This is a genomic window from Streptomyces subrutilus, assembly GCF_008704535.1.
Taxonomy (GTDB): domain Bacteria; phylum Actinomycetota; class Actinomycetes; order Streptomycetales; family Streptomycetaceae; genus Streptomyces; species Streptomyces subrutilus.
In genome coordinates this window covers 6123326-6147917 of sequence record NZ_CP023701.1, presented here as the reverse complement: position 1 = coordinate 6147917, position 24592 = coordinate 6123326, and the positions used below count along the sequence as shown (strand labels likewise).

The 24592-nt window shown below is 73.2% G+C and carries 22 protein-coding genes and 1 riboswitch; of the genes, 7 read left to right on the top strand and 15 right to left on the bottom strand.

The window, feature by feature from the left end:
* Window positions 1-170 precede the first annotated feature (170 nt).
* A complete protein-coding gene (locus CP968_RS27355) occupies window positions 171-2081 on the top strand; it encodes an AAA family ATPase (protein ID WP_150520528.1) in 1911 nt (636 codons plus the stop codon).
* 58 nt (window positions 2082-2139) lie between these two features.
* On the opposite strand, the gene CP968_RS27350 is transcribed toward CP968_RS27355, so the two are convergent.
* From CP968_RS27350 to ribD, 10 genes are all read right to left on the bottom strand, one after another.
* Window positions 2140-3183: a hemolysin family protein gene (locus CP968_RS27350; protein WP_150520527.1), complete on the bottom strand. Its 1044-nt coding sequence runs from the start codon at window positions 3181-3183 to the stop codon at window positions 2140-2142.
* The gene (locus CP968_RS27345; protein WP_167536855.1) at window positions 3180-4670 is read right to left on the bottom strand and encodes a hemolysin family protein; all 1491 of its coding nucleotides are present in this window, start codon (window positions 4668-4670) and stop codon (window positions 3180-3182) included. The genes CP968_RS27350 and CP968_RS27345 overlap by 4 nt, the downstream gene beginning before the upstream one ends.
* Window positions 4671-4870: 200 nt before the next feature.
* Window positions 4871-5335, bottom strand: coding sequence for a PH domain-containing protein (locus tag CP968_RS27340; protein WP_150520526.1), 465 nt, complete (start codon window positions 5333-5335; stop codon window positions 4871-4873).
* A gap of 59 nt (window positions 5336-5394) precedes the next feature.
* Window positions 5395-6243 carry an ATP phosphoribosyltransferase gene (gene hisG / locus CP968_RS27335; protein ID WP_150520525.1) on the bottom strand — a complete coding sequence of 283 codons (849 nt, stop codon included), beginning with the start codon at window positions 6241-6243 and terminating at the stop codon, window positions 5395-5397.
* A 74-nt stretch (window positions 6244-6317) separates the two neighbouring features.
* A complete protein-coding gene (locus CP968_RS27330; RefSeq protein ID WP_150520524.1) occupies window positions 6318-6599 on the bottom strand; it encodes a phosphoribosyl-ATP diphosphatase in 282 nt (93 codons plus the stop codon).
* 32 nt (window positions 6600-6631) lie between these two features.
* The gene (gene ribH, locus CP968_RS27325; RefSeq protein WP_150520523.1) at window positions 6632-7120 is read right to left on the bottom strand and encodes a 6,7-dimethyl-8-ribityllumazine synthase; all 489 of its coding nucleotides are present in this window, start codon (window positions 7118-7120) and stop codon (window positions 6632-6634) included.
* Window positions 7121-7217: 97 nt separating this feature from the next.
* Window positions 7218-8531 (bottom strand): bifunctional 3,4-dihydroxy-2-butanone-4-phosphate synthase/GTP cyclohydrolase II, encoded by a 1314-nt coding sequence (locus tag CP968_RS27320; protein WP_229886811.1) that lies wholly within the window; start codon window positions 8529-8531, stop codon window positions 7218-7220.
* Window positions 8528-9181 (bottom strand): nicotinamide mononucleotide transporter family protein, encoded by a 654-nt coding sequence (locus CP968_RS27315; protein WP_150520522.1) that lies wholly within the window; start codon window positions 9179-9181, stop codon window positions 8528-8530. Before CP968_RS27315 ends, CP968_RS27320 begins: the two co-directional genes overlap by 4 nt.
* Window positions 9178-9801: a riboflavin synthase gene (locus tag CP968_RS27310; protein ID WP_150520521.1), complete on the bottom strand. Its 624-nt coding sequence runs from the start codon at window positions 9799-9801 to the stop codon at window positions 9178-9180. The genes CP968_RS27315 and CP968_RS27310 overlap by 4 nt, the downstream gene beginning before the upstream one ends.
* On the bottom strand, window positions 9802-10929 hold the full coding sequence (gene ribD / locus CP968_RS27305; RefSeq protein ID WP_150520520.1) for a bifunctional diaminohydroxyphosphoribosylaminopyrimidine deaminase/5-amino-6-(5-phosphoribosylamino)uracil reductase RibD: 1128 nt from the start codon (window positions 10927-10929) through the stop codon (window positions 9802-9804).
* 150 nt (window positions 10930-11079) lie between these two features.
* Window positions 11080-11210: riboswitch (FMN riboswitch) on the bottom strand.
* A 353-nt stretch (window positions 11211-11563) separates the two neighbouring features.
* On the opposite strand from ribD, the gene CP968_RS27300 reads away from it, so the two are divergent.
* The 3 genes from CP968_RS27300 to CP968_RS27290 all read left to right on the top strand — a co-directional run bounded on the left by CP968_RS27300 (window position 11564) and on the right by CP968_RS27290 (window position 15888).
* Window positions 11564-13945, top strand: coding sequence for a chitinase C-terminal domain-containing protein (locus CP968_RS27300; protein ID WP_150520519.1), 2382 nt, complete (start codon window positions 11564-11566; stop codon window positions 13943-13945).
* Window positions 13946-14132: 187 nt separating this feature from the next.
* Window positions 14133-15044, top strand: a complete 912-nt coding sequence (locus CP968_RS27295; RefSeq protein WP_306419944.1) for an RNA polymerase sigma-70 factor — start codon at window positions 14133-14135, stop codon at window positions 15042-15044.
* 103 nt (window positions 15045-15147) lie between these two features.
* Window positions 15148-15888: an SDR family oxidoreductase gene (locus tag CP968_RS27290; protein WP_150520518.1), complete on the top strand. Its 741-nt coding sequence runs from the start codon at window positions 15148-15150 to the stop codon at window positions 15886-15888.
* A gap of 13 nt (window positions 15889-15901) precedes the next feature.
* Here the strand turns inward: CP968_RS27290 and CP968_RS27285 are convergent, their stop codons facing one another.
* Window positions 15902-17044, bottom strand: coding sequence for an ROK family transcriptional regulator (locus tag CP968_RS27285; RefSeq protein ID WP_373304118.1), 1143 nt, complete (start codon window positions 17042-17044; stop codon window positions 15902-15904).
* 63 nt (window positions 17045-17107) lie between these two features.
* Between CP968_RS27285 and CP968_RS27280 the strand changes: the two genes are divergently transcribed.
* The 3 genes from CP968_RS27280 (at window position 17108) to CP968_RS27270 (ending at window position 20637) form a co-directional block, all read left to right on the top strand.
* The gene (locus CP968_RS27280; RefSeq protein WP_150520516.1) at window positions 17108-18322 is read left to right on the top strand and encodes an MFS transporter; all 1215 of its coding nucleotides are present in this window, start codon (window positions 17108-17110) and stop codon (window positions 18320-18322) included.
* A gap of 62 nt (window positions 18323-18384) precedes the next feature.
* Window positions 18385-19797: a uracil-xanthine permease family protein gene (locus tag CP968_RS27275; protein ID WP_150520515.1), complete on the top strand. Its 1413-nt coding sequence runs from the start codon at window positions 18385-18387 to the stop codon at window positions 19795-19797.
* Window positions 19798-19935: 138 nt separating this feature from the next.
* Window positions 19936-20637, top strand: coding sequence for a DUF5995 family protein (locus CP968_RS27270; protein WP_229886810.1), 702 nt, complete (start codon window positions 19936-19938; stop codon window positions 20635-20637).
* A gap of 28 nt (window positions 20638-20665) precedes the next feature.
* Here CP968_RS27270 and CP968_RS27265 read toward each other — a convergent pair whose 3' ends face one another.
* From CP968_RS27265 to CP968_RS27250, 4 genes are all read right to left on the bottom strand, one after another.
* Window positions 20666-21163: a VOC family protein gene (locus CP968_RS27265; protein ID WP_150522152.1), complete on the bottom strand. Its 498-nt coding sequence runs from the start codon at window positions 21161-21163 to the stop codon at window positions 20666-20668.
* A 159-nt stretch (window positions 21164-21322) separates the two neighbouring features.
* A complete protein-coding gene (locus CP968_RS27260; protein ID WP_150520514.1) occupies window positions 21323-23020 on the bottom strand; it encodes a flavin monoamine oxidase family protein in 1698 nt (565 codons plus the stop codon).
* Window positions 23021-23069: 49 nt separating this feature from the next.
* A complete protein-coding gene (locus CP968_RS27255; protein ID WP_150520513.1) occupies window positions 23070-23870 on the bottom strand; it encodes a carbon-nitrogen hydrolase family protein in 801 nt (266 codons plus the stop codon).
* A 188-nt stretch (window positions 23871-24058) separates the two neighbouring features.
* Complete coding sequence (locus CP968_RS27250) at window positions 24059-24496, bottom strand: glutathione S-transferase family protein (RefSeq protein WP_150520512.1); 438 nt, start codon at window positions 24494-24496, stop codon at window positions 24059-24061.
* Window positions 24497-24592 lie beyond the last annotated feature (96 nt).

Genomic DNA, 24592 nt, shown 5'->3' with positions numbered 1-24592 from the left:
GGGTCACCATCGAGGCCCTGGAGGTCCGCCGGAACCCGGCTGGTCGCGCCCTGGGTAAGGTGCGGGACCGCAGGTACGATGCAGCCCTGATTTCATCGGCGCTCGGGGCAACGCGCGTGCTCGACGCGGGGGTTGCCGCGCACCACGGGGGCAGGCTTGTGGGGGAAGTGATGGATTTCGGCACTCCGGGCAGCTCGCACGCCCCGGCCGAACTCGCCTGGCTGCGCGGGGTCGACGCCTGCACCATGGGCGCGTATCCGCAGGCCGAGGAGGAGTTCCGGGCGGCCGTACGGCTCGATCCCGCGATGGCCGACGCCTGGCTGGGCCTGCACGCGCTCCGGGTCGACACGACCAACGCGTTATTGCGCATGTACGCGCACCGGGACCGGTTCGGCGAGCAGCGGGCCCGGCACCGGCGGACGCTGAACTCCTGGTACTGGCTGGGCTGGTGGGTGCAACCGGTCCTGGAGAGCCGCCGGGACCTCCTGCTGGCCCACGCCTCGCACTGGCTGGACGGCCGCCACGTGCCCGAGCTGGACCAGGCGCTCGCCGCGCTGCCACCGGTCGACGCCGACCCCCAGGTCCGCTTCCTGCACGGCTGCCGCGCCTACCTGGTCAAGGACTGGGAGGAGCTGGTGCGGCACACCGAACCGCTGGTGGACGACCCGCTGCTGGGCATCGAGGCGGGCCTGTTCGGCGGGATGGCCCGGGTCCGGCTGGAGATGTACGGGCAGGCGGAGCCGATGCTGTCGGCGGCCCTGATGCGCTGCCGCAGCGAGCAGCCCCAGCGCAAGGAGCTGCGCTACTGGCTGGCGCGGGCGCACGAGGGCACCGGGCGGAGCGCGGCGGCGCTGCCGCTGTACCGGGCGGTGCACCGGGTGGACCCCTCGTTCATGGACACGGCGGCCCGGTTGACGGCCATCGCCGACGGGGACGACGCCGACGACATGGCGGGCCTCGCCGGGTACTCCGGATACGGGGTCCAGGTCGGCCACGGACCCTCCCCGGCCGGCGGTGACTTCGCGGCGGTGGCGCTGGGCGGCGGCGGGCCCGTACAGGACATCGCGGCCGACGGCCAGGTGGAACCGGAGGCGCTGCTGCCGCCGGTGCCGCCGCCGGGCCGGGCCGAGGGCGTGCGCCGCAAGGCGCCGGTCCCGCCGCAGGGCGCGTCCGGGGGGCTGCCGGCCGGGCCCGCCGATCCGGCGGCGCTCGCCGAGGCCCTGGCGGAGCTGGAGCGGATGGTGGGCCTGGAGCCCGTTAAACGGCAGGTGAAGGCGCTCTCCGCGCAGCTGCACATGGCCCGGCTGCGGGCCGGCCAGGGCCTCCCGGTCCAGCCGCCCAAGCGGCACTTCGTCTTCTCCGGCCCGTCCGGTACGGGCAAGACGACCGTGGCGCGCATCCTGGGCCGCGTCTTCTACGCGCTGGGGCTGCTCGGCGGGGACCACCTCGTGGAGGCCCAGCGGGCCGATCTGGTGGGCGAGTTCCTCGGGCAGACCGCCGTGAAGGCCAACGAGCTGATCGATTCGGCGATCGGCGGGGTGCTGTTCGTGGACGAGGCGTACAGCCTGTCCAACTCGGGCTACAGCAAGGGCGACGCGTACGGCGACGAGGCCCTCCAGGTGCTGTTGAAGCGGGCCGAGGACAACCGCGACCACCTGGTGGTGATCCTGGCCGGCTATCCGGCCGGGATGGACCGCCTGCTGTCGGTCAATCCGGGGCTGTCGTCGCGGTTCACTACCCGCGTGGACTTCCCGAGCTACCGGCCGCCGGAACTGACCGCGATCGGCGGGGTGCTGGCGGACGCGAACGGGGACCGCTGGGACGCGGAGGCACTGGAGGAGCTGCGCAGCATCAGCGGACACGTGGTGGAGCAGGGCTGGATCGACGAGCTCGGCAACGGACGGTTCCTGCGCACCCTGTACGAGAAGAGCTGCGCCTACCGCGATCTGCGGCTCGCGGGCTTCGCGGGCGACCCCTCGCGGGACGACCTGGCGACGCTGCGGCTGCCGGACCTGATGCAGGCCTACGGGGAGGTCCTGTCGGGCCGGGGCCCCCAGGAGCGGCCGGACCCGCCGCTGTAGCCCCGCGTCTCCCCCGCCGCCGCCGGGAGCGACGGCGGCGGGGGGAGAGCGCGGCGCGCTAGGCGCTGCGTGCGTAGACGCGGTGCGCCGGGTCGCGGACCTCGCCGACCAGCATCTCCAGGACGTCCTCCAGGGCGACCAGGCCCAGGACCCGGCCGGCCGGGTCGGCGACCTGGGCCAGGTGGGTGGCGTCCCGGCGCATGACGGTGAGCGCGTCGTCGAGCGGGAGGGTCGCGGACAGGGTGGTCATCCGCCGCCACACCCGCTGGGGCACGGCCCGCTCCCGGTCCTCCAGGTCCAGCACGTCCTTGACGTGCAGGTAGCCCATGAAGGCGCCGCTGTCGGAGCGGACCGGGAACCGGGAGTACCCGGTGCGGACGGTGAGCTGCTCGATCTGGCGCGGAGTGACCGAGGGGGCGACCGTCACGATCCCCTCGCGCGGCAGCAGGACGTCGGTGACCGGGCGGCTGCCCAGTTCCAGGGCGTCCTCCAGCCGCTCCTGCTCGCCGGGGTCCAGGAGTCCGGCCTGCCGGGAGTCCTCGACGAGCCGGCCGAGCTGGGCGCTGGTGTAGACGGCCTCGACCTCGTCCTTGGGCTCGACCTTGAAGAGCCGCAGGACCAGCGTGGCGCAGGCTCCGAGCGCGCTGGTGACCGGCCCGCACAGGCGGGCGAAGGCGACCAGGCCCGGGCTGAACCACAGGGCGGTCTTCTCGGGGGCGGCCATGGCGAGGTTCTTGGGGACCATCTCGCCGATGACCAGGTGGAGGAAGACCACGGCGGCGAGCGCCAGGGCGTAGCCGAGCGGATGGATCAGGCCCTCGGGCACCCGGACGGCGTGGAAGACGGGCTCCAGCAGCCGGGCCACGGTCGGTTCGGCGACCGCGCCGAGGGTCAGCGAGCACATGGTGATGCCGAACTGTGCGGCGGCCATCATGCGCGGCAGGTTCTCCAGGCCGTGGAGCACCTGGCGGGCCCGCTTGGAGCCGGCCGCCAGGGGCTCGATCTGGCTGCGGCGTACGGAGACGAGCGCGAACTCGGCGCCGACGAAGAAGCCGTTCGCGAGGACCAGGAGCAGCGCGAAGAGGAGCTGGAGGGCGTTCACCGGGTGGCGCCTTCCAGCTCGGCCGGCCGCGCGGCCGGATCGACGTGCCGGCCGCCGGCGGAGCCCCGGCCGGTGTCGGCACCGGGACCGCCGTCATGGCCGGAGCCGGCGGCGGCCGGGCACCGGGCGTCGGAGCGGCTCCCGGACGGCAGCCCGGGAGCGCCGGCCGCGGGGACGGCCGTCAGCCGGACCAGTCGCACCCGCTCGGCACGGTTGCGGCCCACCCGGCGCACGGACAGCCTCCAGCCGGGCAGCTCGGCCCGGTCGCCGGGGGCGGGGATGCGGCCCAGCAGGTCCGCGACGAGCCCGGCGACGGTCTCGTACGGGCCCTCCGGCACCTCCAGGCCTATGCGGCGCAGGGTCTGCACCCGGCAGCTGCCGTCGGCCTCCCAGGAGGGGCGGCCGTCCTCGGCGGGCACGGCGGCCAGTTCGGGGCTGTCGTCCTCGGCGAGGTCGTGCTCGTCGCGGACCTCGCCGACGAGTTCCTCCACGATGTCCTCCAGGGTGACCACTCCGGCCGTGCCGCCGTACTCGTCGACGACCACGGCCATGGGCTGTTCGCTGCGCAACCGTTCCAGCAGCGGCTGCACCGGCAGGGAGCCGGGCACCAGCAGCGGGGCGACGCAGATCCGGCTCACGGTGGTGCGGCCCCGCTCCGGCTCGGGCACGGCGAGGGCGTCCTTGAGGTGGACCACGCCGGTGATCTCGTCGATGCGGTCGCGGTACACCGGGAAGCGGGACAGGCCGGTGGCGCGGGTCAGGTTGAGCACGTCGGCCGCGGTGGCCGTGTGCTGGAGGGCGCTGACCTTCACCCGGGGGGTCATGACGTGCTGGGCGGTGAGCTCGCCCAGCGACAGGGTCCGCACGAAGAGGTCGGCGGTGTCCTGTTCGAGGGCGCCGGCCCGGGCCGAATGGCGGACCAGGGAGACCAGTTCGCCGGGGGTGCGGGCCGAGGCCATCTCGTCGGTGGGCTCCACGCCGAGCGCCCGGACGAGCCGGTTGGCGACGGCGTTGAGGCCGGCGATGACCGGCCGGAAGACCCGGGAGAAGGCGTGCTGCGGGCCGGCGACGAAGCGGGCCACCTGGAGCGGCCGGGAGACCGCCCAGTTCTTCGGTACGAGCTCGCCGACGACCATCTGGACGGCGGAGGCGAGCAGCATGCCGATGACGACGGCCACGCCGGAGACGGCTCCCCGGGGCAGGCCCGTCGCGGCGAGCGGCCCGGCCAGCAGTGCGGCGAGGGCGGGCTCGGCGAGCATGCCGACCACGAGGGAGGTGATGGTGATGCCGAGCTGGGTGCCGGAGAGCTGGAAGGACAGCTCCCGCAGGGCCTTGACCACCGTACGGGCACGGCGGTCACCGTCGGCCGCGGCGCGTTCTGCCTCCGGTCGCTCCACCGTGACGAGGCCGAACTCGGCCGCCACGAAGAAACCGTTGGCGAGGATCAGAACGAAGGCCGCCACGAGCAGGAGTAGCGGGATGGTCATGCCGCCGCCTCCGGGGGGAGGGCGGCGCGTGTACTACCGGACGATCCGTCCATTGCTGGAGGGAGTCACTCCTCAAGTCGCAGGTGCCCACGGGCCGCGGGGTCCCGGGGCCGGTGGGAGGGCGCGCTGCCGCGCCCCGCCACCAGGGTAGTCATTGAGCCCCCGGCCGCAACGGTACGCAGCCGGGGGGATGGTGCGGCTCAGTGGTCGGCCGCGCCCGTTCCGCGGGCCTCGGCGAGGGCGCGCAGGGCGCGTGCGTCGCCGATCGCCCGGGCCTTCGCGACGCCGGGCTGGATGCCGAGGGCCGGCAGGCTGGTGCCGTCGGAGAGGTCCAGGAACACCCACGGGTCGCCGGGGCGGAGGTTGACGCGCAGGATCTGCGCCCATGCCAGGCGGCGGGTGCTGGTGAGGTTGACCACCGTGACCCCGGCCTCGTCGGCGACGACCTTGGGCCGGCTGAGCAGGACCAGTACGGAGCTCAGCAGGACGGCGATGAAGACGAAGCTGACCCGCTCGCCGGGGCTGAGGCTGTCCAGGAGGACGGCGACGGCCGTGATGGTGACGAACATGGCGAGCCCGACGCCCAGCAGGACCGCGCGGGTGCGGTTCGGCCGGAAGGTGACCGGCAGGGCGGGCGGGGCGGACGGGGCGGCGGACTCGGCCATGGTGGGGCTGCTCGGTTCTGCGAGAAGGGGTCGGGACGGCGGCGCCGGGGACGGCTCCGTCAGAGGCGGCAGGCGTGGATCGAGGTGGTGAGGATCGCGCGCGCGCCGAGCTCGTACAGGTCGTCCATGATCCGCTGGGCCTCCTTGGCCGGGACCATCGCGCGGACCGCGACCCAGCCCTCGTTGTGCAGCGGGGAGATGGTCGGCGACTCCAGGCCCGGGGTGAGGGCCACGGCGCGCTCCAGGTGTTCGGCGCGGCAGTCGTAGTCCATCATCACGTAGCTGCGGGCCACCAGGACGCCCTGGAGGCGGCGCAGGAACTGGGCGACCTTGGGGTCGTCGGAGGCCGCTCCGGTGCGGCGGATGACGGCCGCCTCGGACTGGAGGATCGGCTCGCCGATGACCTCCAGGCCGGCGTTGCGCAGGCTGGTGCCGGTCTCGACGACGTCCGCGATGATCTGGGCGACGCCGAGCTCGATGGCGGTCTCGACCGCGCCGTCCAGGTGGACGACGGAGGCGTCGACGCCGAGTTCGGCGAGGTGCTTGGCGACGATCCCCTCGTAGGAGGTGGCGATCGTCATGCCGCCGAAGTCCTCGGGGCCGTTCGCGGTGCCGGGCTTGGTGGCGTAGCGGAAGGTGGACCGGCCGAAGTTCAGCGGCAGGATCTCCTCGGCGTTGGCCCCCGAGTCGAGCAGCAGGTCGCGGCCGGTGATGCCGATGTCGAGCTTGCCCGACGCGACGTAGATCGCGATGTCCTTCGGGCGGAGGTAGAAGAACTCGACGTCGTTGTCGGGGTCGACCGTGACGAGTTCCTTGGACTCCTTGCGCTGGCGGTAGCCGGCCTCATGGAGCATCGCCGACGCCGGTCCGGAGAGTGAACCCTTGTTGGGGACGGCGATGCGCAGCATGGGGCTTCCTTTGGTGCGTAGGTGCGAAAGGGTGTGCGGGGGCGGTGCGCGCGGTGGCCGCGCCGGGCTCCGGCCTAGAGGTGCGCGTAGACGTCGTCGAGGGAGATCCCGCGGGCCACCATCATCACCTGGACGTGGTAGAGCAGCTGGGAGATCTCCTCGGCGGCGGCGTCCTTGCTCTCGTACTCGGCGGCCATCCAGACCTCGGCGGCCTCCTCGACGACCTTCTTGCCGATGGCATGGACGCCCTTGCCCACGAGCTCGGCGGTACGGGAGGAGCCGGGGTCGCCGTTGGCGGCCTTGAGCTGGAGCTCGGTGAAGAGCTCTTCGAAGCTCTTGGAGGGTTTGTTCGCCATGATGGTCCTCAGAATACGGGGTGGCGCGCCGTCTACTGGCGCCAGGGTTCGCTGACGGTGCGCAGGGTCATGGCGGTGGAGACGGCGGCGGTGACCGCTTCGTGCCCCTTGTCCTCGTTCGACCCCTCAAGCCCGGCACGGTCCAGTGCCTGCTCGTCGTTGTCGCAGGTCAGGACGCCGAAGCCGACGGGGACTCCGGTGTCGATCGACACCTGTACCAGGCCTTGGGTGACGCCCTGGCAGACGTAGTCGAAGTGCGGGGTGCCGCCGCGGATGACCACTCCGAGGGCGACGATGGCATCGTAGCCGCGACCGGCGAGTACCTTCGCCACGACCGGGAGCTCGAAGCTGCCGGGGACGCGGAGCAGGGTGGGCTCGTCGATGCCCAGCTCGTGCAGGGCGCGCAGGGCGCCGTCGACCAGTCCGTCCATGACCTTCTCGTGCCACTGGGCCGCGATCACGGCGACGCGCAGGTCTCCGCAGTTCTTCACGCTCAGTTCGGGTGCGCCCTTGCCGCTCACGGCTCTGCTCCTCGGTGGTTCGTGGGGTACGGGTGTACGGGGTGTACGGGTAGGGATACGGGGTGTACGGGTCGTGCGGTCTACGGGATGCGGGAGGTCACTGGTTGGCGCAGGCGGAGGTGGCCGCCGCCCCGTCCAGCCAGGGCAGGTCGTGCCCCATCCGGTCGCGCTTGGTGCGCAGGTACCGCAGATTGTGCTCGCCCGCCTCGGCGGGCATCGGTTCCCGCGCGGAGACCTCGACGCCGTGGCGCACGAGGGCCGCGGACTTCTCGGGGTTGTTGGTCAGCAGGCGCACGCTGCGCACGCCGAGGTCGCCGAGGATCTGCGCGCCGGCCGCGTAGTCGCGGGCGTCGGCGGGCAGGCCCAGTTCGAGGTTGGCGTCGAGGGTGTCGCGGCCGCGCTCCTGGAGCTCGTACGCGCGCAGCTTGGACAGCAGTCCGATGCCGCGGCCCTCGTGGCCGCGCAGGTAGACGACGACGCCGCGGCCGGCGGCCTGGATGCGCTCCATCGAGGCGTGCAGCTGGGGCCCGCAGTCGCAGCGCTGGGACTGGAAGATGTCGCCGGTGAGGCACTCGGAGTGCATGCGCACCAGCACGTCCTCGCCGTCGCCGACCTCGCCGTGGACGAGGGCGATGTGCTCGACGCCGTCGACGGCGGAGCGGTAGCCGTACGCGGTGAAGTCGCCGAAGGCGGTCGGCAGGCTGACCTCGGCCTCGCGGCGGACGGTCGGCTCGGCGGAGCGGCGGTAGGCGATGAGGTCCTCGATGGAGATGATCGTCAGACCGTGCTTGCGGGCGAAGGGGATCAGCTCGGGCAGGCGCAGCATGACGCCGTCCTCGCCGGCGATCTCCACGATGGCGCCGGCCGGCCGCAGGCCCGCGAGGCGGGCGAGGTCGACGGCGGCCTCGGTGTGGCCGTTGCGGACCAGGACGCCGCCGGGCTTGGCGCGCAGCGGGAAGACGTGGCCGGGGCGGACGAAGTCCGAGGCCTCGCCGGCGCCGTCGGCGAGCAGCCGCAGGGTGGTGGCCCGGTCGGCGGCGGAGATGCCGGTGGTGACGCCGTGGGCCCCGCTCGCGTCGACGGAGACGGTGAAGGCGGTCTGCATCGACTCGGTGTTGTGCTGGACCATCTGGGGCAGGGCGAGGCGGTCCAGCTCGGGCCCCTCCATGGGGGCGCAGATCAGGCCGCGGCACTCGCTCATCATGAAGGCGATGATCTCGGGGGTGGCCTTCTCGGCGGCGATGACGAGGTCGCCCTCGTTCTCCCGGTCCTCGTCGTCGACGACGACGACGGGCCGGCCGGCGGCGATGTCGCGGACGGCCTGCTCGACCGGGTCGAGACGGAAGGGCTCTTCCGGGACGTCGGGCACGGGCGTGAGGGGGGTCTTGCCGGGGGTCTTGAGGGCGTTCATGCCGTTACTCCTTCCATGGCCGGGGCGGGGGTGTGGCGAGCGCGCTGGTACCAGTCGTGGGCGCCCCACAGCACGAGGGCGAAGTAGACGACGTAGACGAGCCCGGAGAAGGCGAGTCCGTTGGTGAAGGCGAGGGGGACGCCGACCAGGTCCACGAGGAGCCAGGCGAACCAGAACTCGACGAGGCCGCGGGCCTGGGCGACCATCGCGACGATGGTGCCGACGAAGATGTACGCGTCCGCCCACGGGCTCCAGGAGAGGTCCGGGAAGAGCGTGAAGAGGCCGCCGACGGCGAGGGTGCCGAGCACGGCGCCGGCGAGGAGGAGTCCGCGCTCCTTCCAGGTGGCGGTGCGGACGGCGATGGAGCCGTCCTGGGCCTGCCGGCGGCCGCGCTGCCAGGCGCGCCAGCCCCACACCGCGACGCCGATGACCAGCAGCTGCTTGCCGACGCCGCCGGCGAGGTGGGCGGAGGCGTAGGCGGCGATGAGGATCAGGCCGGAGAGGAGCTGGGCGGGCCAGGTCCAGATCGAGCGGCGCCAGCCGAGGGCGAGGGCGGCCAGGCCGATCAGGTTGCCGATCATGTCGGACCAGATGACCTTCTGGCCGACGACCTCGAAGGCCTGGGCGTTGAGCCAGTCCAGGGCGCTCACCGGTCGGCTCCCTTCGCGGTCAGCGGGTCGACGCCGGCGGCCAGCAGGCGTTCGACGTACTTCGCCAGGACGTCCACCTCCAGGTTGACCGGGTCTCCGGGCTGCTTGATGCCGAGGGTGGTGAGGGCGAGGGTGGTGGGGATGAGGCTGATGGTGAACCAGTCGGCGGCCGCCTCGACCACGGTGAGGCTGACCCCGTCCACCGTGATGGAGCCCTTCTCGACGACGTAGCGGGAGAGCGTGCCGGGGAGGGCGACCTTGACGAGCTCCCAGTGCTCGGAGGGGGTGCGGGAGAGGATCGTCCCGGTGCCGTCCACGTGCCCCTGGACCAGGTGGCCGCCGAGCCGTCCGCCGAGGGCCATCGGGCGCTCCAGGTTGACCTTGGAGCCCGCGGTGAGGGCGCCGAGGCTGGAGCGGTCGAGGGTCTCCCGCATGACGTCGGCGGTGAACTCGCCGTCGGCGCTCTCCACGACGGTCAGGCAGACGCCGTTGACGGCGATGGAGTCGCCGTGCCGGGCGCCTTCGGTGACGAGGGGGCCGCGCAGGCGGAAGCGGGAGGCCTCCGTGAGCTGCTCGACGGCGCTGACCTCGCCCAGTTCTTCGACGATTCCGGTGAACACTCAGTGCTCCTTGGGGGCTGTGGGGACGGCGGTGATGCGCAGGTCGGTGCCGATGCGGTCGGTGCGGGTGATCCGCAGCCGGAGCGCCTCGGAGAGGGTGCCGATGCCGGCGTCGGCGAGGGCGGCGGGGCCCGCGCCGAGGAGGACGGGGGCGAGGTAGCCGACGACCTCGTCGATGGCGCCCGCGGCGACGAAGGCGCCGGCCAGGGTGGGGCCGCCTTCGAGGAGCACGGAGCGGATCGCGCGCCGGTGCAGTTCGCCGAGGAGCGCGGCCACGGAGAGGCCGTCCCCGTCGTACGGGAGGCGGACCACGTCCACACCGGCGAGGTGGCCGGTGTCGGCGTCCTCGGCGACGGCGACGAGGGTCGGCGCGGCCCCGTCCAGGACGCGGGCGCCGGGGCGGACCGTGGCACGGGTGTCGAGGACGACGCGCAGCGGCTGGCGGGCGTCCTCGGCGCCGCGGACCGCGAGGTGCGGGTCGTCGGCGCGCAGGGTTCCGGAGCCGACGAGGACGGCGTCGGCCTCGGCGCGCAGCCGGTGGACGTCGGCGCGGGACTCGGCGGAGCTGATCCAGCGGCTGGTGCCGTCGGCGGCGGCGACGCGGCCGTCGAGGGTGGCGGCGTACTTCCACAGGACGTACGGCCGGCCGCGGCGTACGGAGGTCAGCCAGGCGGCGTTGCCGGCCTCGGCCTCCGCCGCGAGCAGCCCGCACTCGGTGGCGATCCCGGCCTCGCGCAGGGTGTCGGCGCCGCCGCGGGCCTGCGGGGTGGGGTCGGGGACGGCGTAGACGACCCGGGCGACGCCGGCGTCGACGAGGGCGCGGGAGCAGGGGCCGGTGCGGCCGGTGTGGTCGCAGGGTTCGAGGGTGACGTAGGCGGTGCCGCCGCGGGCGGCGCCGGCCGCGGCGCGCAGGGCGTGCACCTCGGCGTGCGGGCCGCCGGCCCGCTCGTGCCAGCCTTCGCCGACGACGGTGCCGGCGGGGTCGGTGAGGACGCAGCCGACGACGGGGTTGGGGCTGGTGGAGCCGAGGCCGCGGGCGGCGAGCTCGACGGCTCGGCGCATGGCGCGGGTGTCCGCGTCGGGTGCTGTGTGCGCGGCGTGTGTCGCCACCGGGTCCTCCTGCCACATCGGGCACGGACTCCGGGGCCTGTCGGGAAACGACAGATGGAGCGGTCCGGCACACGCGGGGACGCCGAGGCCGGAAGAACGGTCCGGTCGCACGCATCCACGGGGATGCGACGACGAACCGCCGACGGCGGCGTACCGGTGACTGGCCCGCCGCGCACTGCCTCCCATCCGGACTTTAACCGTCGGTCCAGGAATCTCACCTGGTCAACCGGCCGCTGGCTGCGGACGGGTCGCGGACTATAACCGCCGGTTCGGAATTACACCGACCCCGGAGTGCGCTGCTACTGGTACTGAAGCCAGTCTGCCACGGGTGATCGGCGGCCATGCGGGTGACGGTGTGTGGCCTGGGTCACACAGGGAGTGGGGGCGGCCCCGAGTGCGAGGGCGGACGCGGGGGCGGACGCGGAGGGCGGACGCGGAGGGCGGACGGCGTCCGGTGAGCGGACGAAGGGCCTCCGCTGGGGTCGGGGTTGGTCCAGACCTATTGACGGGTTGGTCTAGTCCTCTTAACGTTCCCTTCATCTTCCCCGGGAACAGCCCGTCAGATGTGCGCACGTCACGGGCCAACACGCTTCACATTTCCGCATGTTGTGTCGATCCGTGTCCTGCCATCCTCCCCTCCCCAGGAGGCACCATGCCGTCCCCCACACGCACGAGAGCGATGCTCCTGGCATCCGGCGCCACCATCGCCGGACTGCTGGTCGCCGGGCTCTCGACCGGCGTCTCCCACGCCGCCGACAACGAGACCTGTCGCCCGGACGGGCTGTACAAGACCGCCGGCGTCGACGTGCCGTACTGCTCGGTCTACGACTCCGAGGGCCGCGAGAAGATGGGCGCCGACCACCAGCGCCGCGTCATCGGCTACTTCACCGGCTGGCGCACCGGCAAGGACGGCACCCCCGCCTACCTCGCCAACAACATCCCGTGGTCGAAGATCACCCACATCAACTACGCCTTCGCGCACGTCGGTTCCGACAACAAGATCTCCGTCGGCACCGACAACGCCAACAACGCCGCCACCGGGATGACCTGGCCGGGCGTCGCCGGCGCCGAAATGGACCCCTCGCTGCCCTACAAGGGCCACTTCAACCAGCTGACGAAGTTCAAGAAGCAGTACCCGAACGTCAAGACGCTCATCTCGGTGGGCGGCTGGGCCGAGACCGGCGGCTACTTCGGCGACGACGGCAACCGGGTCAACTCCGGCGGCTTCTACTCCATGGCCACCAACGCCGACGGCTCGGTGAACCAGGCCGGCATCGACACCTTCGCGAACTCCTCCGTCGAGTTCATCCGCAAGTACGGGTTCAACGGCGTCGACATCGACTACGAGTACCCGACCACGATGAAGGACGCCGGCAACCCGCTCGACTGGCAGCTGGCCAACGCCCGCCGCGCGGGCCTCGTCAAGGGCTACGACGCCCTCATGAAGTCGCTGCGCGAGAAGCTCGACCGCGCGGGCGCCGCGGACGGCAAGCACTACCTGCTCACCGTCGCCGCCCCCTCCTCCGGCTACCTGCTGCGCGGCATGGAGACCTTCCAGATGCAGAAGTATCTGGACTACGTCAACATCATGTCCTACGACCTGCACGGCGCCTGGAACGAGTACGTCGGCCCGAACGCCTCGCTCTTCGACGACGGCAAGGACGCCGAGCTGGCCGCCGCCAACGTCTACGGCAGCTCCCAGTACGGCGGTGTCGGCTACCTCAACACCGACTGGGCCTACCACTACTTCCGCGGCTCCATGCCGGCCGGCCGCATCAACATCGGCCTGCCGTACTACACCCGCGGCCACAAGAACGTCCAGGGCGGCACCGACGGCCTGTGGGGCAAGGCCTCCGCGGCCACCTGCCCGGCCGGCGCGGGCCTGACCAAGTGCGGTGACGGCGCGGTCGGCATCGACAACCTGTGGCACGACAAGGACACCAACGGCGTCGAGTCGCCGGCGGGCTCCAACCCGATGTGGCACGCCAAGAACCTGGAGAAGGGGATCGTCGGCGACTACGTCACCAAGTACGGCTTCCCCGCGAACACCACGCTGACCGGCACCTACGTCCGCAAGTACGACGCGACCCTGGTCGCCCCGTGGCTGTGGAACGCGCAGAAGAAGGTCTTCCTCTCCACCGAGGACGAGCAGTCCGTCGCCGCCAAGGCCGACTACGTGGTCAACCGCGGCATCGGCGGCACCATGGTCTGGGAAATGGCCGGCGACTACGGCTGGAACGCCGCCAAGGGCCAGTACGAGATGGGCGACACGCTCACCTCGCTGATGTACGACAAGTTCAAGGCGGCCGCCCCGTACGGCGCGAAGAAGTCCAACAAGGCGCTGCCGACCCAGGCCGTGGACATCAAGACGGAGTTCACCGAGTTCAAGCTGGGCGACTCCAACTACCCGATCACCCCGAAGGTCAAGATCACCAACAACACCCAGGCCACCCTGCCGGGCGGCACGGAGTTCCAGTTCGACTACGGCACCTCGGCCCCGGGCAACGCCTCGGACCAGTCCGGCTTCGGCACCAAGGTGATCAGCAGCGACCACACCGGCAGCAACGTCGGCGGTCTCAAGGGCGACTTCCACCGGGTCTCCCTGAAGCTCCCGGCCTGGCAGACACTGGCCCCGGGCGCCTCGGTCGACCTCGCCTTCAACTACTACCTCCCGGTGACCACGCCCTCCAACTGGACGGTGAACATCTCCGGCACCACCTACGCCCTCGCCGGCGACCTGGGCCGCGGCACCACCCTGGTCCAGCCCGGCACCACGGCGCCGCCGACCACCCCGCCGACGACGCCCCCGACCACCCCGCCCACCACTCCCCCGACCACGCCCCCCACGACCCCGCCGACGACGCCTCCGGGCGGCACCTGCACCGCCCCGGCGTACGTGGCCGGCCAGGTCTACAACAGCGGGAACCTCGTCTCCCACCAGGGCCGCACGTGGAAGGCCCAGTGGTGGACGCAGAACCAGGCACCCGGCACCACGGGTGAGTGGGGCGTCTGGAAGGACCAGGGAGCCTGCTGACCTCCCTCGACCTCCCCCCGATCACGCTTGATCCTTCCTGATCTCTCCTGATCGGGCGTGACGTCCCCTGGAACACGTGAGGACCCGGTGGCCCGGCGGCCACCGGGTCCTCGCACGTCCCGGCCGTGCGGCCGCCCGGCCCGGCCGGTCCCCGCGGCCCGTGCCCCGCCCTCGTAGGCTTCGGGACGTGAGCACCCAAGGCGCCGCGGCCGCCGCGGCCTTCCAGGAACACCGGCCCCGGATGTTCGCCGTCGCCTACCGCATGCTCGGCTCGGCCGTCGAGGCCGAGGACGTCGTGCAGGACGCGTACCTGCGCTGGAGCTCCGCCGACCGCCGCGACGTCGCCCACCCCGGGGCCTGGCTGGCCAAGACCGTCACCCGTCTGTGCCTCAACCACCTCGCCTCCGCGCGGGTCCGGCGCGAGGAGTACGCCGGGCCGTGGCTGCCCGAGCCGGTGCTCACCGCCACCGGAGCGCTCGGCCCGCTCGAATCGGCCGAGCAGCGCGAGGGCGTGTCCATGGCCCTGCTGGTGCTGCTGGAGCGGCTCACCCCCGCCGAACGCGCGGTCTACGTCCTGCGCGAGGCCTTCGCCTACGCCCACCGCGAGATCGCCCAGCTGCTCGACCTCACCGAGCCCCACTGCCGCCAGCTCTACCACCGGGCCGCCGGACGGCTGGCCGAAGCCTCCCCCGCGCCGCGCCCCGCGCCCGACCCCGAGCGGTGGCAGGGTCTGGTCGACACCTTCCTGACGGCGGCCCGCGACGGCGACCTGGCCCGCCTGGAAGAGCTGCTGACGGCCGACGTGCGCTACGTGGCGGACGGCGGCGGCGTGGTCGGCGCGGCCCGGCGGCCGATCGTGGGACGGGACAAGGTGGCCCGCTTCGTGCTCGGCGCGCTGCGGAAGTACGTGGCCGGCGTCCCCGTCACCGTCGCCGAGGTCAACGGCGCGCCGGCGCTGCTGTTCGGCGAGGTGGCGGTGCTGCTCGTCGCATTCCGGAACGGACGGGTCAGCGACATGGGCGCGGTGGTCAACCCGGAGAAGCTGGCCTATCTGCGACGGCAGCTGTCACATTCCCGCACCCTGTCCGGTCCCCGCTGACACGGACACCGTCCCCGGGCAGACGGGGTCGGCGCGGCGCGCTCGACGACCCGCGCGAGGGCCGGGAGCCGGCCGGTACGGCCGGGAAGGGCGGAGGGACACCATGAGCACCATCCTCGTCACCGGAGGCACCGGAAACCTCGGCGCGCTCGTCGCCGCACGCCTGCGCGACCGGGGCCACGAGGTCCGGGTGCTGAGCCGGCGCGCGCCGCGGTACCCGGTCGACCTGCGCGACGGCACCGGGCTCGACGCGGCGCTGGCCGGCGCGGAGGTGGTCGTGCACTGTGCGAGCAGCCCGCGCGGCGGGGACGACACCGCCGCCCGGCACCTCGTCGCGGCCGCCCGGCGCGCCGGGACGGTCGGCAACCTCGTCTACGTCTCCATCGTCGGCGTCGACGTGGTCCCGCTCGGCTACTACCGCACGAAACTGCGGGTCGAACGGCTTCTGGAGGAGTCCGGGCTGGGCGTCACGGTGCTGCGCGCCACCCAGTTCCACGACCTGGTGGCGCGCATCGTGGGGGCCGCGGCCAGGCTGCCCGTGATGCCGCTGCCGAAGGACGTACGGGTGCAGCCGATCGCGGTCGGAGAGGTCGCCGACCGCCTGGCCGACCTCGCCGTCCCCACCCCCGCCGGCCGCGTCCCGGACATGGGCGGCCCCGAGATCCGCACCCTCCCGGACCTGGCCCGCACCTACCTCGCCGCGACCTCCCGCACCCGCCGGATCGTCCCCCTCCCCCTGACGGGCAGGATCCACGCGGCCCTCCGCCAAGGCGCCAACCTGACCCCGTCCCACGCGGTGGGCCGGGGCACGTTCGCGGAGTTCATGGCGGGACGGGGTCGGTAGCAAGGCTCCGCCCCTACCCCCCGAACAGCACCTCCTGCGCCGCTTCCCTCGCCGCCAGCCTCGCCCCCGCCAGGACCGCCGTGCCGCCCAGGGAGGTGGCGCGGACCTGTGTCGGGAGGGGGGTCAGGGTCGCCAGGCGGCGGGCCACGCGGGTTGCCAGGGGAGGCCCGCCCGCGAGGCCCAGTTCGCCGCCCAGGACCACGCAGCCGGGGTCCAGGACGGCGGCGACGGCGGCCGCGCCCAGCGCGAGGCGTTCGGCCAGGACGTCGAGGAAGGGCTCGCCGGCCGCTCCGGCCACCGCTTCCTCGGCCGGGCCGTCAAAGCCGTGTCGGCGGGCCAGGGCGGTGACGGCCTCCCGGCCGGCCAGGGCGTGGAAGCCGCCGCCGCAGTCGGTCGCGGAGGGCAAGGCGCCGGTGCCGGGGACGGGGAGGAAGCCGATCTCGCCCGCCCCGCCGGAGGCACCGCGGCGCAGCCGGCCGTCCAGGACGACGGCCGCGCCGACGCCCCCGCCCAGCCAGAGCAGGACGAAGGAGTCGAGGTCGCGGGCGGTGCCGAGGCGTTGCTCGGCGAGGGCGGCCAGGTTGGTCTCGTTCTCGACGAGCACGGTGGCGGGCAGGCTGCGCCGGAGGGCGTCCACCAGGTCCCGGTGCCAGACGGGCAGGCCCTGGGTGCCGCGCAGTTCGCGGCTGCCGGGGGCGACCAGGCCGGGGGCTCCGACGGCGACGGTGTGGAGGTCCCCGGCGCCGGCGGCGCGGGCGGTGCGCAGCAGGGCGGCCACCGCGTCCTCGGGGGCTCCGACGGGGAGGGCGGCTTCGGCCAGGGGATGGCCGAGGAGGTCGGTGACGACGGCGGTGACGCTGTCGGTGCGCACGTCGAGGGCGGCGAGGTGGGCGCGGTGGGCGACGATCCCGTACAGCTTGGCGTTGGGGCCGCGGCGCTGTTCGCCGGATTCTCCGACGACCTCGACGAGTCCGGCTTCGGTGAGGCGTTCGACGAGGTCGGCGACCGAGGGGCGGGAGAGGCCGGTCCTGGTCTTGAGCTGGGTGGCCGTCAGCGGTCCCGCCTCCTGGAGGAGTTGCAGGGCGAGGCGGTCGTTGATGGCGCGGGCGGTGCTGGGTGAGGCGGGGGACGGGGCCGGGGTGAGGGCAGGAGTCACGGCGCTCATCCTAGGGAGTCCGGAGGATATCTATCAGGCAGGGTCCCTGATAGTTTAGCCCGCATGACCGGGGAAACCGACCTCAGCCCGGCGCGACTGCGCCATGCCCGCTTCGCCATCGCCGCCGTGTTCTGCGCGCACGGCGCCGTCACCGGCTCCTTCGCCACCCGCATCCCCTGGATCCAGGACCACGCCGGGCTCACCGCCGGCACCCTGGGCCTGGCCCTCGCGTTCCCCGCCCTCGGCGCGGCGGTCGCGATGCCGCTGGCGGGGCGGATCAACCACCGGTTCGGCGCGCGCGCCGCGCTGCGGGCGCTGCTGGCGCTGTGGACCCTGTCCCTGATCCTGCCGAGCCTCGCCCCGAACCTGCCGACCCTCTGCGTGGCGCTCTTCGTCTACGGGGCCACCTCCGGCATGTCGGACGTGGCCATGAACGCCCTGGGCGTGGAGACCGAGAACCGGCTGGGCCGCTCGATCATGGCCTCGTTGCACGGCATGTGGAGCCTGGGCGCCCTGCTCGGTTCGGCTGCCGGTACGGTCGCCGCGCACGTCGGGGCCTCGGCCCGGCTGCACCACCTGATCGCGGCACTGGCCCTCACCGTGGCCGGGCTGGTCGCGGTGCGGGGCGTGCTGGACCTGAGGAGCGATCAGGGGGCCGAGGCTCCGCCGCACTTCGCGCTGCCGCCGAAGTCCGCGCTGCTGATCGGCGCCGTCGGTTTCTGCGCGGTCTTCGCGGAGGGCGCGAGCCTGGACTGGTCCGCGGTGTACCTGCGGGACGTGCTGCACACGGACGCGGGACTGGCGGCGGCCTCCACCACGGCCTTCGCGCTGACCATGACCGTGGCGCGGCTGGTCGGCGACCGGGTGGTGGACCGGTTCGGTCCGGTGCGCACGGTCCGCGCGGGCGGCGCGCTGGCCACCGTGGGCGGCCTGCTGGTGGTGACCGTGCGGCATCCGGCGGGGGCCATGGCCGGGTTCGGGCTGATCGGGCTGGGCATCGCGGTGGTGGTGCCGCTGGCGTTCGCGGCGGCGGCGCGCAGCGGGCCGGCCCCGGCACAGGCCATCGCCGGCGTCGCGACGATCACGTACACCTCGGGTCTGATCGCACCGTCCGCCATCGGTGCGGTGGCGGACGCGACCTCCCTCGTGGTCTCCTTCGGTCTGGTCACCCTGCTGGCCTTCGCGCTGATCGCGGGGGCCGCCGTCCTGCGGCCGAAGACTGCCGTCGGCGGAGCCGCGGAGCCCAATCGGGACGAACCAGCAGGTATCCGGCCGTAATATATGGCTGGCCGCCTCGCGGCCTGGATGCCTGATCGTCGGCCGAACGGAAGTGGTGGAACATGGGCCTCGGCGTGCGCTGGACGCTGCACGGAGACGGGCGGACCCCCGCCCCCGGGGCCGTGGTCCGGCCGGACGAGCGGCTGTCGTGGCCGAGGACCGCCGGACTGGGCGCGCAGCACGTGGTGGCCATGTTCGGTGCGAGCTTCGTCGCACCGGTCCTGATGGGCCTGGACCCGAACCTCGCGATCATGATGTCCGGTGTCGCGACGGCCGTCTTCCTGCTCGCCACGCGCGGCCGGGTCCCCTCCTACCTGGGCTGTTCCCTCTCCTTCGTGGGGGTCGCCGCGGCGATCCGGGCCGGCGGCGGGAGCAGCGCCGTGGTCACGGGCGCGGTGTTCGTGGTCGGTGCGGCCCTGTTCCTGGCCGGTCTCGCGGTGCGGCGGTTCGGCGCGCGGATCATCCACGCGGCGATGCCGCCCGTGGTGACGGGCGCGGTCGTGATGCTGATCGGCTTCAACCTGGCGCCGGTGACGGCCTCGACGTACTGGCCGCAGGACCAGTGGACGGCCCTGCTGACGATGCTGTTCACGGGTCTGGCCGTGGTCTGCCTGCGCGGCTTCTGGTCGCGGATCGCGATCTTCCTCGGGCTGCTCTTCGGGTACGCGATCTCCTGGATCTTCGACCTGGTCTTCGGCAGGATCCACTCGCCGGCGGGCGGCACCGAGGCCGTGGACCATTGGCGGCTGGACCTGTCCGGGGTCGCGAAGGCGGACTGGTTCGGCCTGCCGGGCTTCCACGCCCCGCAGTTCGAGTGGTCGGCCATCCTGATCGCGCTGCCCGTGGTGATCGCGCTCATCGCCGAGAACGCCGGGCACATCAAGGCGGTCGGCGAGATGACCGGCGATCCGCTCGACGACGAGCTCGGCACCGCCATCGCCGCCGACGGCGCGGCGTCCATGCTGTCGACGGCGGTCGGCGGGCCGCCGAACACCACCTACTCCGAGAACATCGGCGTCATGGCCGCCACCCGCGTCTACTCGACCGCGGCGTACTGGGCGGCGGCGGGCTTCGCGCTGCTGTTCGGCCTGTGCCCCAAGTTCGGCGCGGTCGTCGCGGCGATCCCGGGCGGGGTGCTCGGCGGCATCACCGTCATCCTGTACGGCATGATCGGCCTGCTCGGCGCGCAGATCTGGCTCAACGGCCGGGTGGACCTGCGCAATCCGCTGAACCTGGTACCGGCCGCGGCGGGCATCATCATCGGCATCGGCGGGGTCACGCTGCAGATCACCGACAGCTTCGAGCTGGGCGGCATCGCGCTGGGCACGATCGTGGTGATCACGGGCTACCACACGCTGCGCTACTTCGCGCCCGAGCACCTCAAGCGGCAGGAGCCGCTGCTCGACGCGGGCACCTCCGCCTACGACGACCGGGGCGGCCCGGACGCGCCGGACGCACCGCCGGCGGCGCGGTGACGCCGCGCCGGGGGCGGCGTCCGCGTTGGCGGCGCGTCGACGGCGCACCGGACGCGTGGTGACGGCGCTTCGCCCGAACCGGCGAAGCCTGCGGCCAAGTTCCCCCCGTGCGGCCCGGCGCCTGCGAACCTGCCTCCCATGGAAGCGGTGCTGGCGCGGATGCGCGCCCTGGACGAGCGGCTGCCGCCGCGGGACGGCGTCGCCGTCTTCAACCGGGTCTACCTGACGGTCACGGAGACCCTGCACCGGCGCATCGAGCGCGGCGGGTTCCCCGCGCCGAGGCGGGCCGAGACGCTCGGCGTCCGGTTCGCCGAGCGGTACCTGGCGGCGGTGGCGGCGGAGCGGCCGCCGGCCTGCTGGCGGCCGCTGCTGCAGTACCGGCGCCACCCCGGCGTCCGCCCCCTCCAGTACGCCCTGGCCGGGATCAACGCGCACATCGGGCACGACCTGGCGCTGGCGGTGGTGTCGGCCTGCCGCACCCTGGACTGCGAACCGGCTGCGCTGGAAGCGGACTTCGACCGGGTAGGCGACACCCTGGTGGCCCTGGAGGAACACATCCGGGAGGAGCTGATGCCGGGGCCGGACCTGCTGGAGGTCGCCGATCCGCTGACCCACCTGGTCGGCTCCTGGAGCCTGGACCGCGCCCGCGCGGGTGCCTGGGCGTCGGCCCGGCTGCTGTGGACCCTGCGCCGCTCCCCCGAGGTGGCGGAGGAGTTCCGCGAGTCCCTGGACGCGAGCGTCGGCCTGATCGGCCGCTGCCTGCTGACCCCGCTCCCCGCGGCCGGGGACGCCGGCCGCATCGGCCGCGCGGTCCGTTCCGGCGGCCTGCACCTCCTGTGACGACGCCCCCGGCCCCGGCCGGCCGCGCTCAGCCGTGCGCGCGGTCCCGGCCGGGGAAGAAGTCGGCGCCCTGCACGTACTCCATCGCCGCGGTGAACCCCGGGTCCCCGAAGCGGCGTTCCAGCTCCTGCGCGTCCACGTCCTCCACCCGGGTCTGGATCCAGTACAGGTTGCCCAGCGGATCCCGGACCCGGCCGACCCGGTCGCCGAAGGCGAGGTGGGTGACCTCCGTGACGGACGTCCCGCCCGCCGCCACGGCCCGCCGGTGCACGGCGTCGGCGTCCTCGACGTACAGCCGCAGGAATCCCGGGGTCGCCGGCCAGTCCGGCCGTGCGTCGAACATCATCACCACCGAGTCGCCGATCCGCACCTCGGCGTGCGCGACGGCGCCGTCCTCCCCGGTGAGGCAGGCGATCTCCTGCGCGCCGAACGCCTCCTTCAGGAAGGCGATGAGCCGCGGGGTGTCGCGGGAGATGATCCACGGCGTCACGGTGGCGTACCCCTGGGGAACCGGTTCGACCGACATCGGCGTGCCTCCTGTAGGAGTGAGGGAGCGCTTCTCCTTCACGGGGACGACGCTAGCGGCCCCATAGGTCGGATCCTGTCCTGGATCGGGCACGGGAACGGGCCGCCGTCCGCGTTCGTGCGCGGACGGCGGCCCGTGGCCGGGGGGTTCCGGGAGGGGTCAGTCCTCGGGGAGTTCGACCGGGGCGATGTCGTCGTAGCGGTCGCCGGGGCCGGGGTTGGTGGCGTCCGTGGAGCCGCCGAGGTGGTGCATGACGCCCCAGACCGCGTTCAGCGCGGTCTGGACCGCGCCCTCGGCCCAGCCGGCCGTCCAGGAGATGTCGTCGCCCGCGAGGAAGATGCCCCGCTTGTCCTCGGGGAGGCGGTCCTGCATGAAGTGGGTGAACAGGCGCCGCTGGTAGCGGTAGTGGCCCGGCAGGTTGGCCTTGAAGGCGCCCATGAAGTAGGGCTCGTTCTCCCAGGACACGGTGACGGGGTTCCCGATGACGTGGCGGCGGATGTCGACGTTCGGGTAGATCTCGCCGAGGGACTTCAGCATGACCTCCATCCGCTCGTTCGCGGACAGCGGCAGCCACTTGAGGCTGTCGTCGCACCAGGTGTAGGAGAGGCAGATGACGGCGGGCTTGTCCGGGCCGTTGTCCAGGAGGTAGGTGCCGCGGGTCATCCGGTCGGTGAGCGTCATCGACATGGCGTCCCGGCCGGTCCGCTCGTCCTTGTCCAGCCAGAACGGCCGGTCCACGGGAACGAAGAGCTTCGAGGACTCCATGTAGTGGGTGCGCTCGATCGCCGTCCAGTGGTCGATCGGGAACAGCGTGTCGTCGCACTCGATCTTCGACAGCAGCATCCAGGACTGGGCCGTGAAGACCGCGGCCCGGTAGGTGCGGATGTCGCCGGAGGAGTCGGTGACGGTGATGCGGTTGCCGGCCGTGCGGTGCAGGCGGGTGACCGCCGGGCGCGGGCTGCCGTCGTGCAGGGAGGACAGCGAGGTGCCCGGGGCCCAGTGGACGGTCTTGCCGGGCTCGCGCTCCCACAGGCGCAGCGGCAGCTGCTGCGAACCGCCCACGATGCCGCGGTGGTGGTCGTCGGCCTCGGTGTAGACGACGCGCAGGATCTCCAGGATGGAGTTGGGGAAGTCGGTGTCCCAGCCGCCGGTGCCGAAGCCGACCTGGCCGAAGATCTCGCGCTTGCGGAAGGACCGGAAGGACTCGGACTTGCAGAGGAAGCCGTAGAAGGTCTCGTCGTCGAGCTTCTCGACGAGCTTCGCCCAGATCTCGCGGATGCGCGGGACGTCGCGTTCGCGCATCGCGGTGTTCATGTCGGAGAAGTCGGCGCCCTCGTCGAGGCAGGCGTTCCACGCGGCGGCGACGTCGCGGTAGACCTGCGGGAGGTCGGCGATGGTCTCGGCGTAGTGCGTCTCGCCCTTGAGGTCGACGACCGTGGAGGGGGTGGCCTCGGCGAGCGGGTTCGGGAAGGGCTCGGTGACCAGGCCGACGAGGTCGATGTAGTGCTGGAGGGCGGTGGAGGACGGCGGGAAGCGCATGGCGCCCATCTCGGCCGTCAGGCCCTCGGTGCCGGCGCCCTCGAAGCCGACGGTCCGCAGCCGGCCGCCGATCTGGTCGGCCTCGTAGACGACGGGCCTGAGGCCCATCTTCATCAGCTCGTAGGCGGAGATGATGCCGGACAGCCCGCCGCCGATGACGGCGACCTCGGTGCCGTGCTCGGTGGCCGGTATCTGGCCCAGGCCGGCCGGGTGGGCGAGGAAGTCGTCGTACGCGTAGGGGAAGTCCGGGCCGAACATGGTGATCGGCGGCTGTCCGTCGCTGTGCGGGACGGCGGTGGTGGGCAGCGTGGACGTCATGGGGTACGGCTCCTTGCGGGCGGCAGGGCGGGGCTGGGGGGAGGGCGGGTCAGACGAGGGAGGCGTAGAGCCCGGGGCGCCGGTCGCGCAGGTACGGGTTGGTCGTGCGCGAGGCGCTCAGCAGCTCGGGGTCGGCCTCGCCGATGACCAGCTCCTCGCCGCGTCCGGCCCGGGTGCGGGTGACCCCGTCGGGGCTCGCCAGGCAGCTGAGTCCGACGAACTCGAACTCGCCTTCGGGACCGGTGCGGTTGACGTACGCGATGTACATCTGGTTCTCGAAGGCCCGTACCGGGACGAGTTGTTCGGCGACGAACTGGAAGGGGTGCATCTGCGCGGTGGGCACCAGGAGGAGGTCGGTGCCGGCGAGCGCGTGGGCCCGGACGTTCTCGGGGAACTCCACGTCGTAGCAGATCATGATGCCGATGCGCAGGCCGGCGAGGTCGGCCTGGACGACGGGGGTGTCGCCGGGGGTGAAGGCGTCCTGCTCGAAGCAGCCGAAGAGGTGCGTCTTGCGGTAGTTCGCCAGGGCGGCGCCGTCGGGGCCGATGAGCCGAGCCGCGTTGAAGACCGCGTCGCCCGCGCGCTCGGGGTAGCCGTACAGGACGGCGACCCCGTGGCGGCGGGCGATCTCGCCGATGGCGGCGGCGGACGGGCCGTCGGCCGGTTCGGCGAGCGCGGCGACGTCCTCGGTCTCCAGCGCGTAGCCGGTGAGGAACATCTCCGAGGTCACGAGGAGTCCGGCCCCGCCCTGTGCGGCGCGCGCCGCGGCCCCGTCGAGCGCCTTCAGGTTCTCGGCGGTGTCGCCGAGCCGTCCGGAGCTCTGGAGGAGGGCGGTGCGCAGCGGGGGCATGGACTACCTCTGGGGCAGGAGGGGTGGGGGTCATGAAACGGTACGTTCACGCGTTCGACGCGGACAAGCCGTGACCGTTGCGCTGGGCGCATCGATTCGTTGCGCATTGCTCGGCCTGTCCGGCGATTCGTTGCGCGGAGCCCCTTGCGACCCCCGGAGACTGCCGGTGGGCGGTGTCCGGGGCCGGGCTAGGGGGTCTGCTCCGGTGCCTGCCGCGGGGGCGTGGGGCGGTCGGTGCGGAAGGCCGGGTGGGCGGCCAGCAGGCGGAGGTCGTCGAGGATGCCGGGGGTGTGGTTCGAGACGACGCGGCCGCTCCAGGTGTCGCAGAGGGCGGGGACGGCCAGGGGTCCGTCGAAGTGGTGGCCGGCGGCTTCGTAGGCGAGGCGCAGGGCGCTGTGGCCGGGGCTCTCGGCGCCGTCCGGGTCCTCGGGGTCCGCGCCGAGGACGGTGGTGGCCACCGAGTCCGCCAGGCCCAGGCGGCTCAGGGCCTCGGCGACCTGTTCCGAGCGGGGACAGCCGGCGGCGAGGTAGAGGTGGTAGCGGTGCGGGACCGGCGAGAAGCCGGCGCCGAGGCGGCCGCGCAGGGCGGGGGCCGGGCCGGTACGGGGCAGGACGGTCGAGGACATGGCTCTCCAGGTACGTGGCGCGGGGCGGCCGGGGCAGCGCGGCGCGACCGGCGGCGCGCGGGCGCGCGCGGCCGGGGCGCCGGTGTCCGCGGCGTG

Coding starts and splice junctions, on each gene's coding strand:
- CP968_RS27355 (WP_150520528.1), top strand. CDS start 171: ATGGATTTCGGCACTCCGGGCAGCTCGCACGCCCCGGCCGAACTCGCC.
- CP968_RS27345 (WP_167536855.1), bottom strand. CDS start 4,670: ATGACCATCCCGCTACTCCTGCTCGTGGCGGCCTTCGTTCTGATCCTC.
- CP968_RS27340 (WP_150520526.1), bottom strand. CDS start 5,335: ATGGCCGAGTCCGCCGCCCCGTCCGCCCCGCCCGCCCTGCCGGTCACC.
- hisG (WP_150520525.1), bottom strand. CDS start 6,243: ATGCTGCGCATCGCCGTCCCCAACAAGGGTTCACTCTCCGGACCGGCG.
- CP968_RS27330 (WP_150520524.1), bottom strand. CDS start 6,599: ATGGCGAACAAACCCTCCAAGAGCTTCGAAGAGCTCTTCACCGAGCTC.
- CP968_RS27320 (WP_229886811.1), bottom strand. CDS start 8,531: ATGAACGCCCTCAAGACCCCCGGCAAGACCCCCCTCACGCCCGTGCCC.
- ribD (WP_150520520.1), bottom strand. CDS start 10,929: ATGTGGCAGGAGGACCCGGTGGCGACACACGCCGCGCACACAGCACCC.
- CP968_RS27300 (WP_150520519.1), top strand. CDS start 11,564: ATGCCGTCCCCCACACGCACGAGAGCGATGCTCCTGGCATCCGGCGCC.
- CP968_RS27290 (WP_150520518.1), top strand. CDS start 15,148: ATGAGCACCATCCTCGTCACCGGAGGCACCGGAAACCTCGGCGCGCTC.
- CP968_RS27280 (WP_150520516.1), top strand. CDS start 17,108: ATGACCGGGGAAACCGACCTCAGCCCGGCGCGACTGCGCCATGCCCGC.
- CP968_RS27275 (WP_150520515.1), top strand. CDS start 18,385: ATGGGCCTCGGCGTGCGCTGGACGCTGCACGGAGACGGGCGGACCCCC.
- CP968_RS27270 (WP_229886810.1), top strand. CDS start 19,936: ATGGAAGCGGTGCTGGCGCGGATGCGCGCCCTGGACGAGCGGCTGCCG.
- CP968_RS27265 (WP_150522152.1), bottom strand. CDS start 21,163: ATGTCGGTCGAACCGGTTCCCCAGGGGTACGCCACCGTGACGCCGTGG.
- CP968_RS27260 (WP_150520514.1), bottom strand. CDS start 23,020: ATGACGTCCACGCTGCCCACCACCGCCGTCCCGCACAGCGACGGACAG.
- CP968_RS27255 (WP_150520513.1), bottom strand. CDS start 23,870: ATGCCCCCGCTGCGCACCGCCCTCCTCCAGAGCTCCGGACGGCTCGGC.
- CP968_RS27250 (WP_150520512.1), bottom strand. CDS start 24,496: ATGTCCTCGACCGTCCTGCCCCGTACCGGCCCGGCCCCCGCCCTGCGC.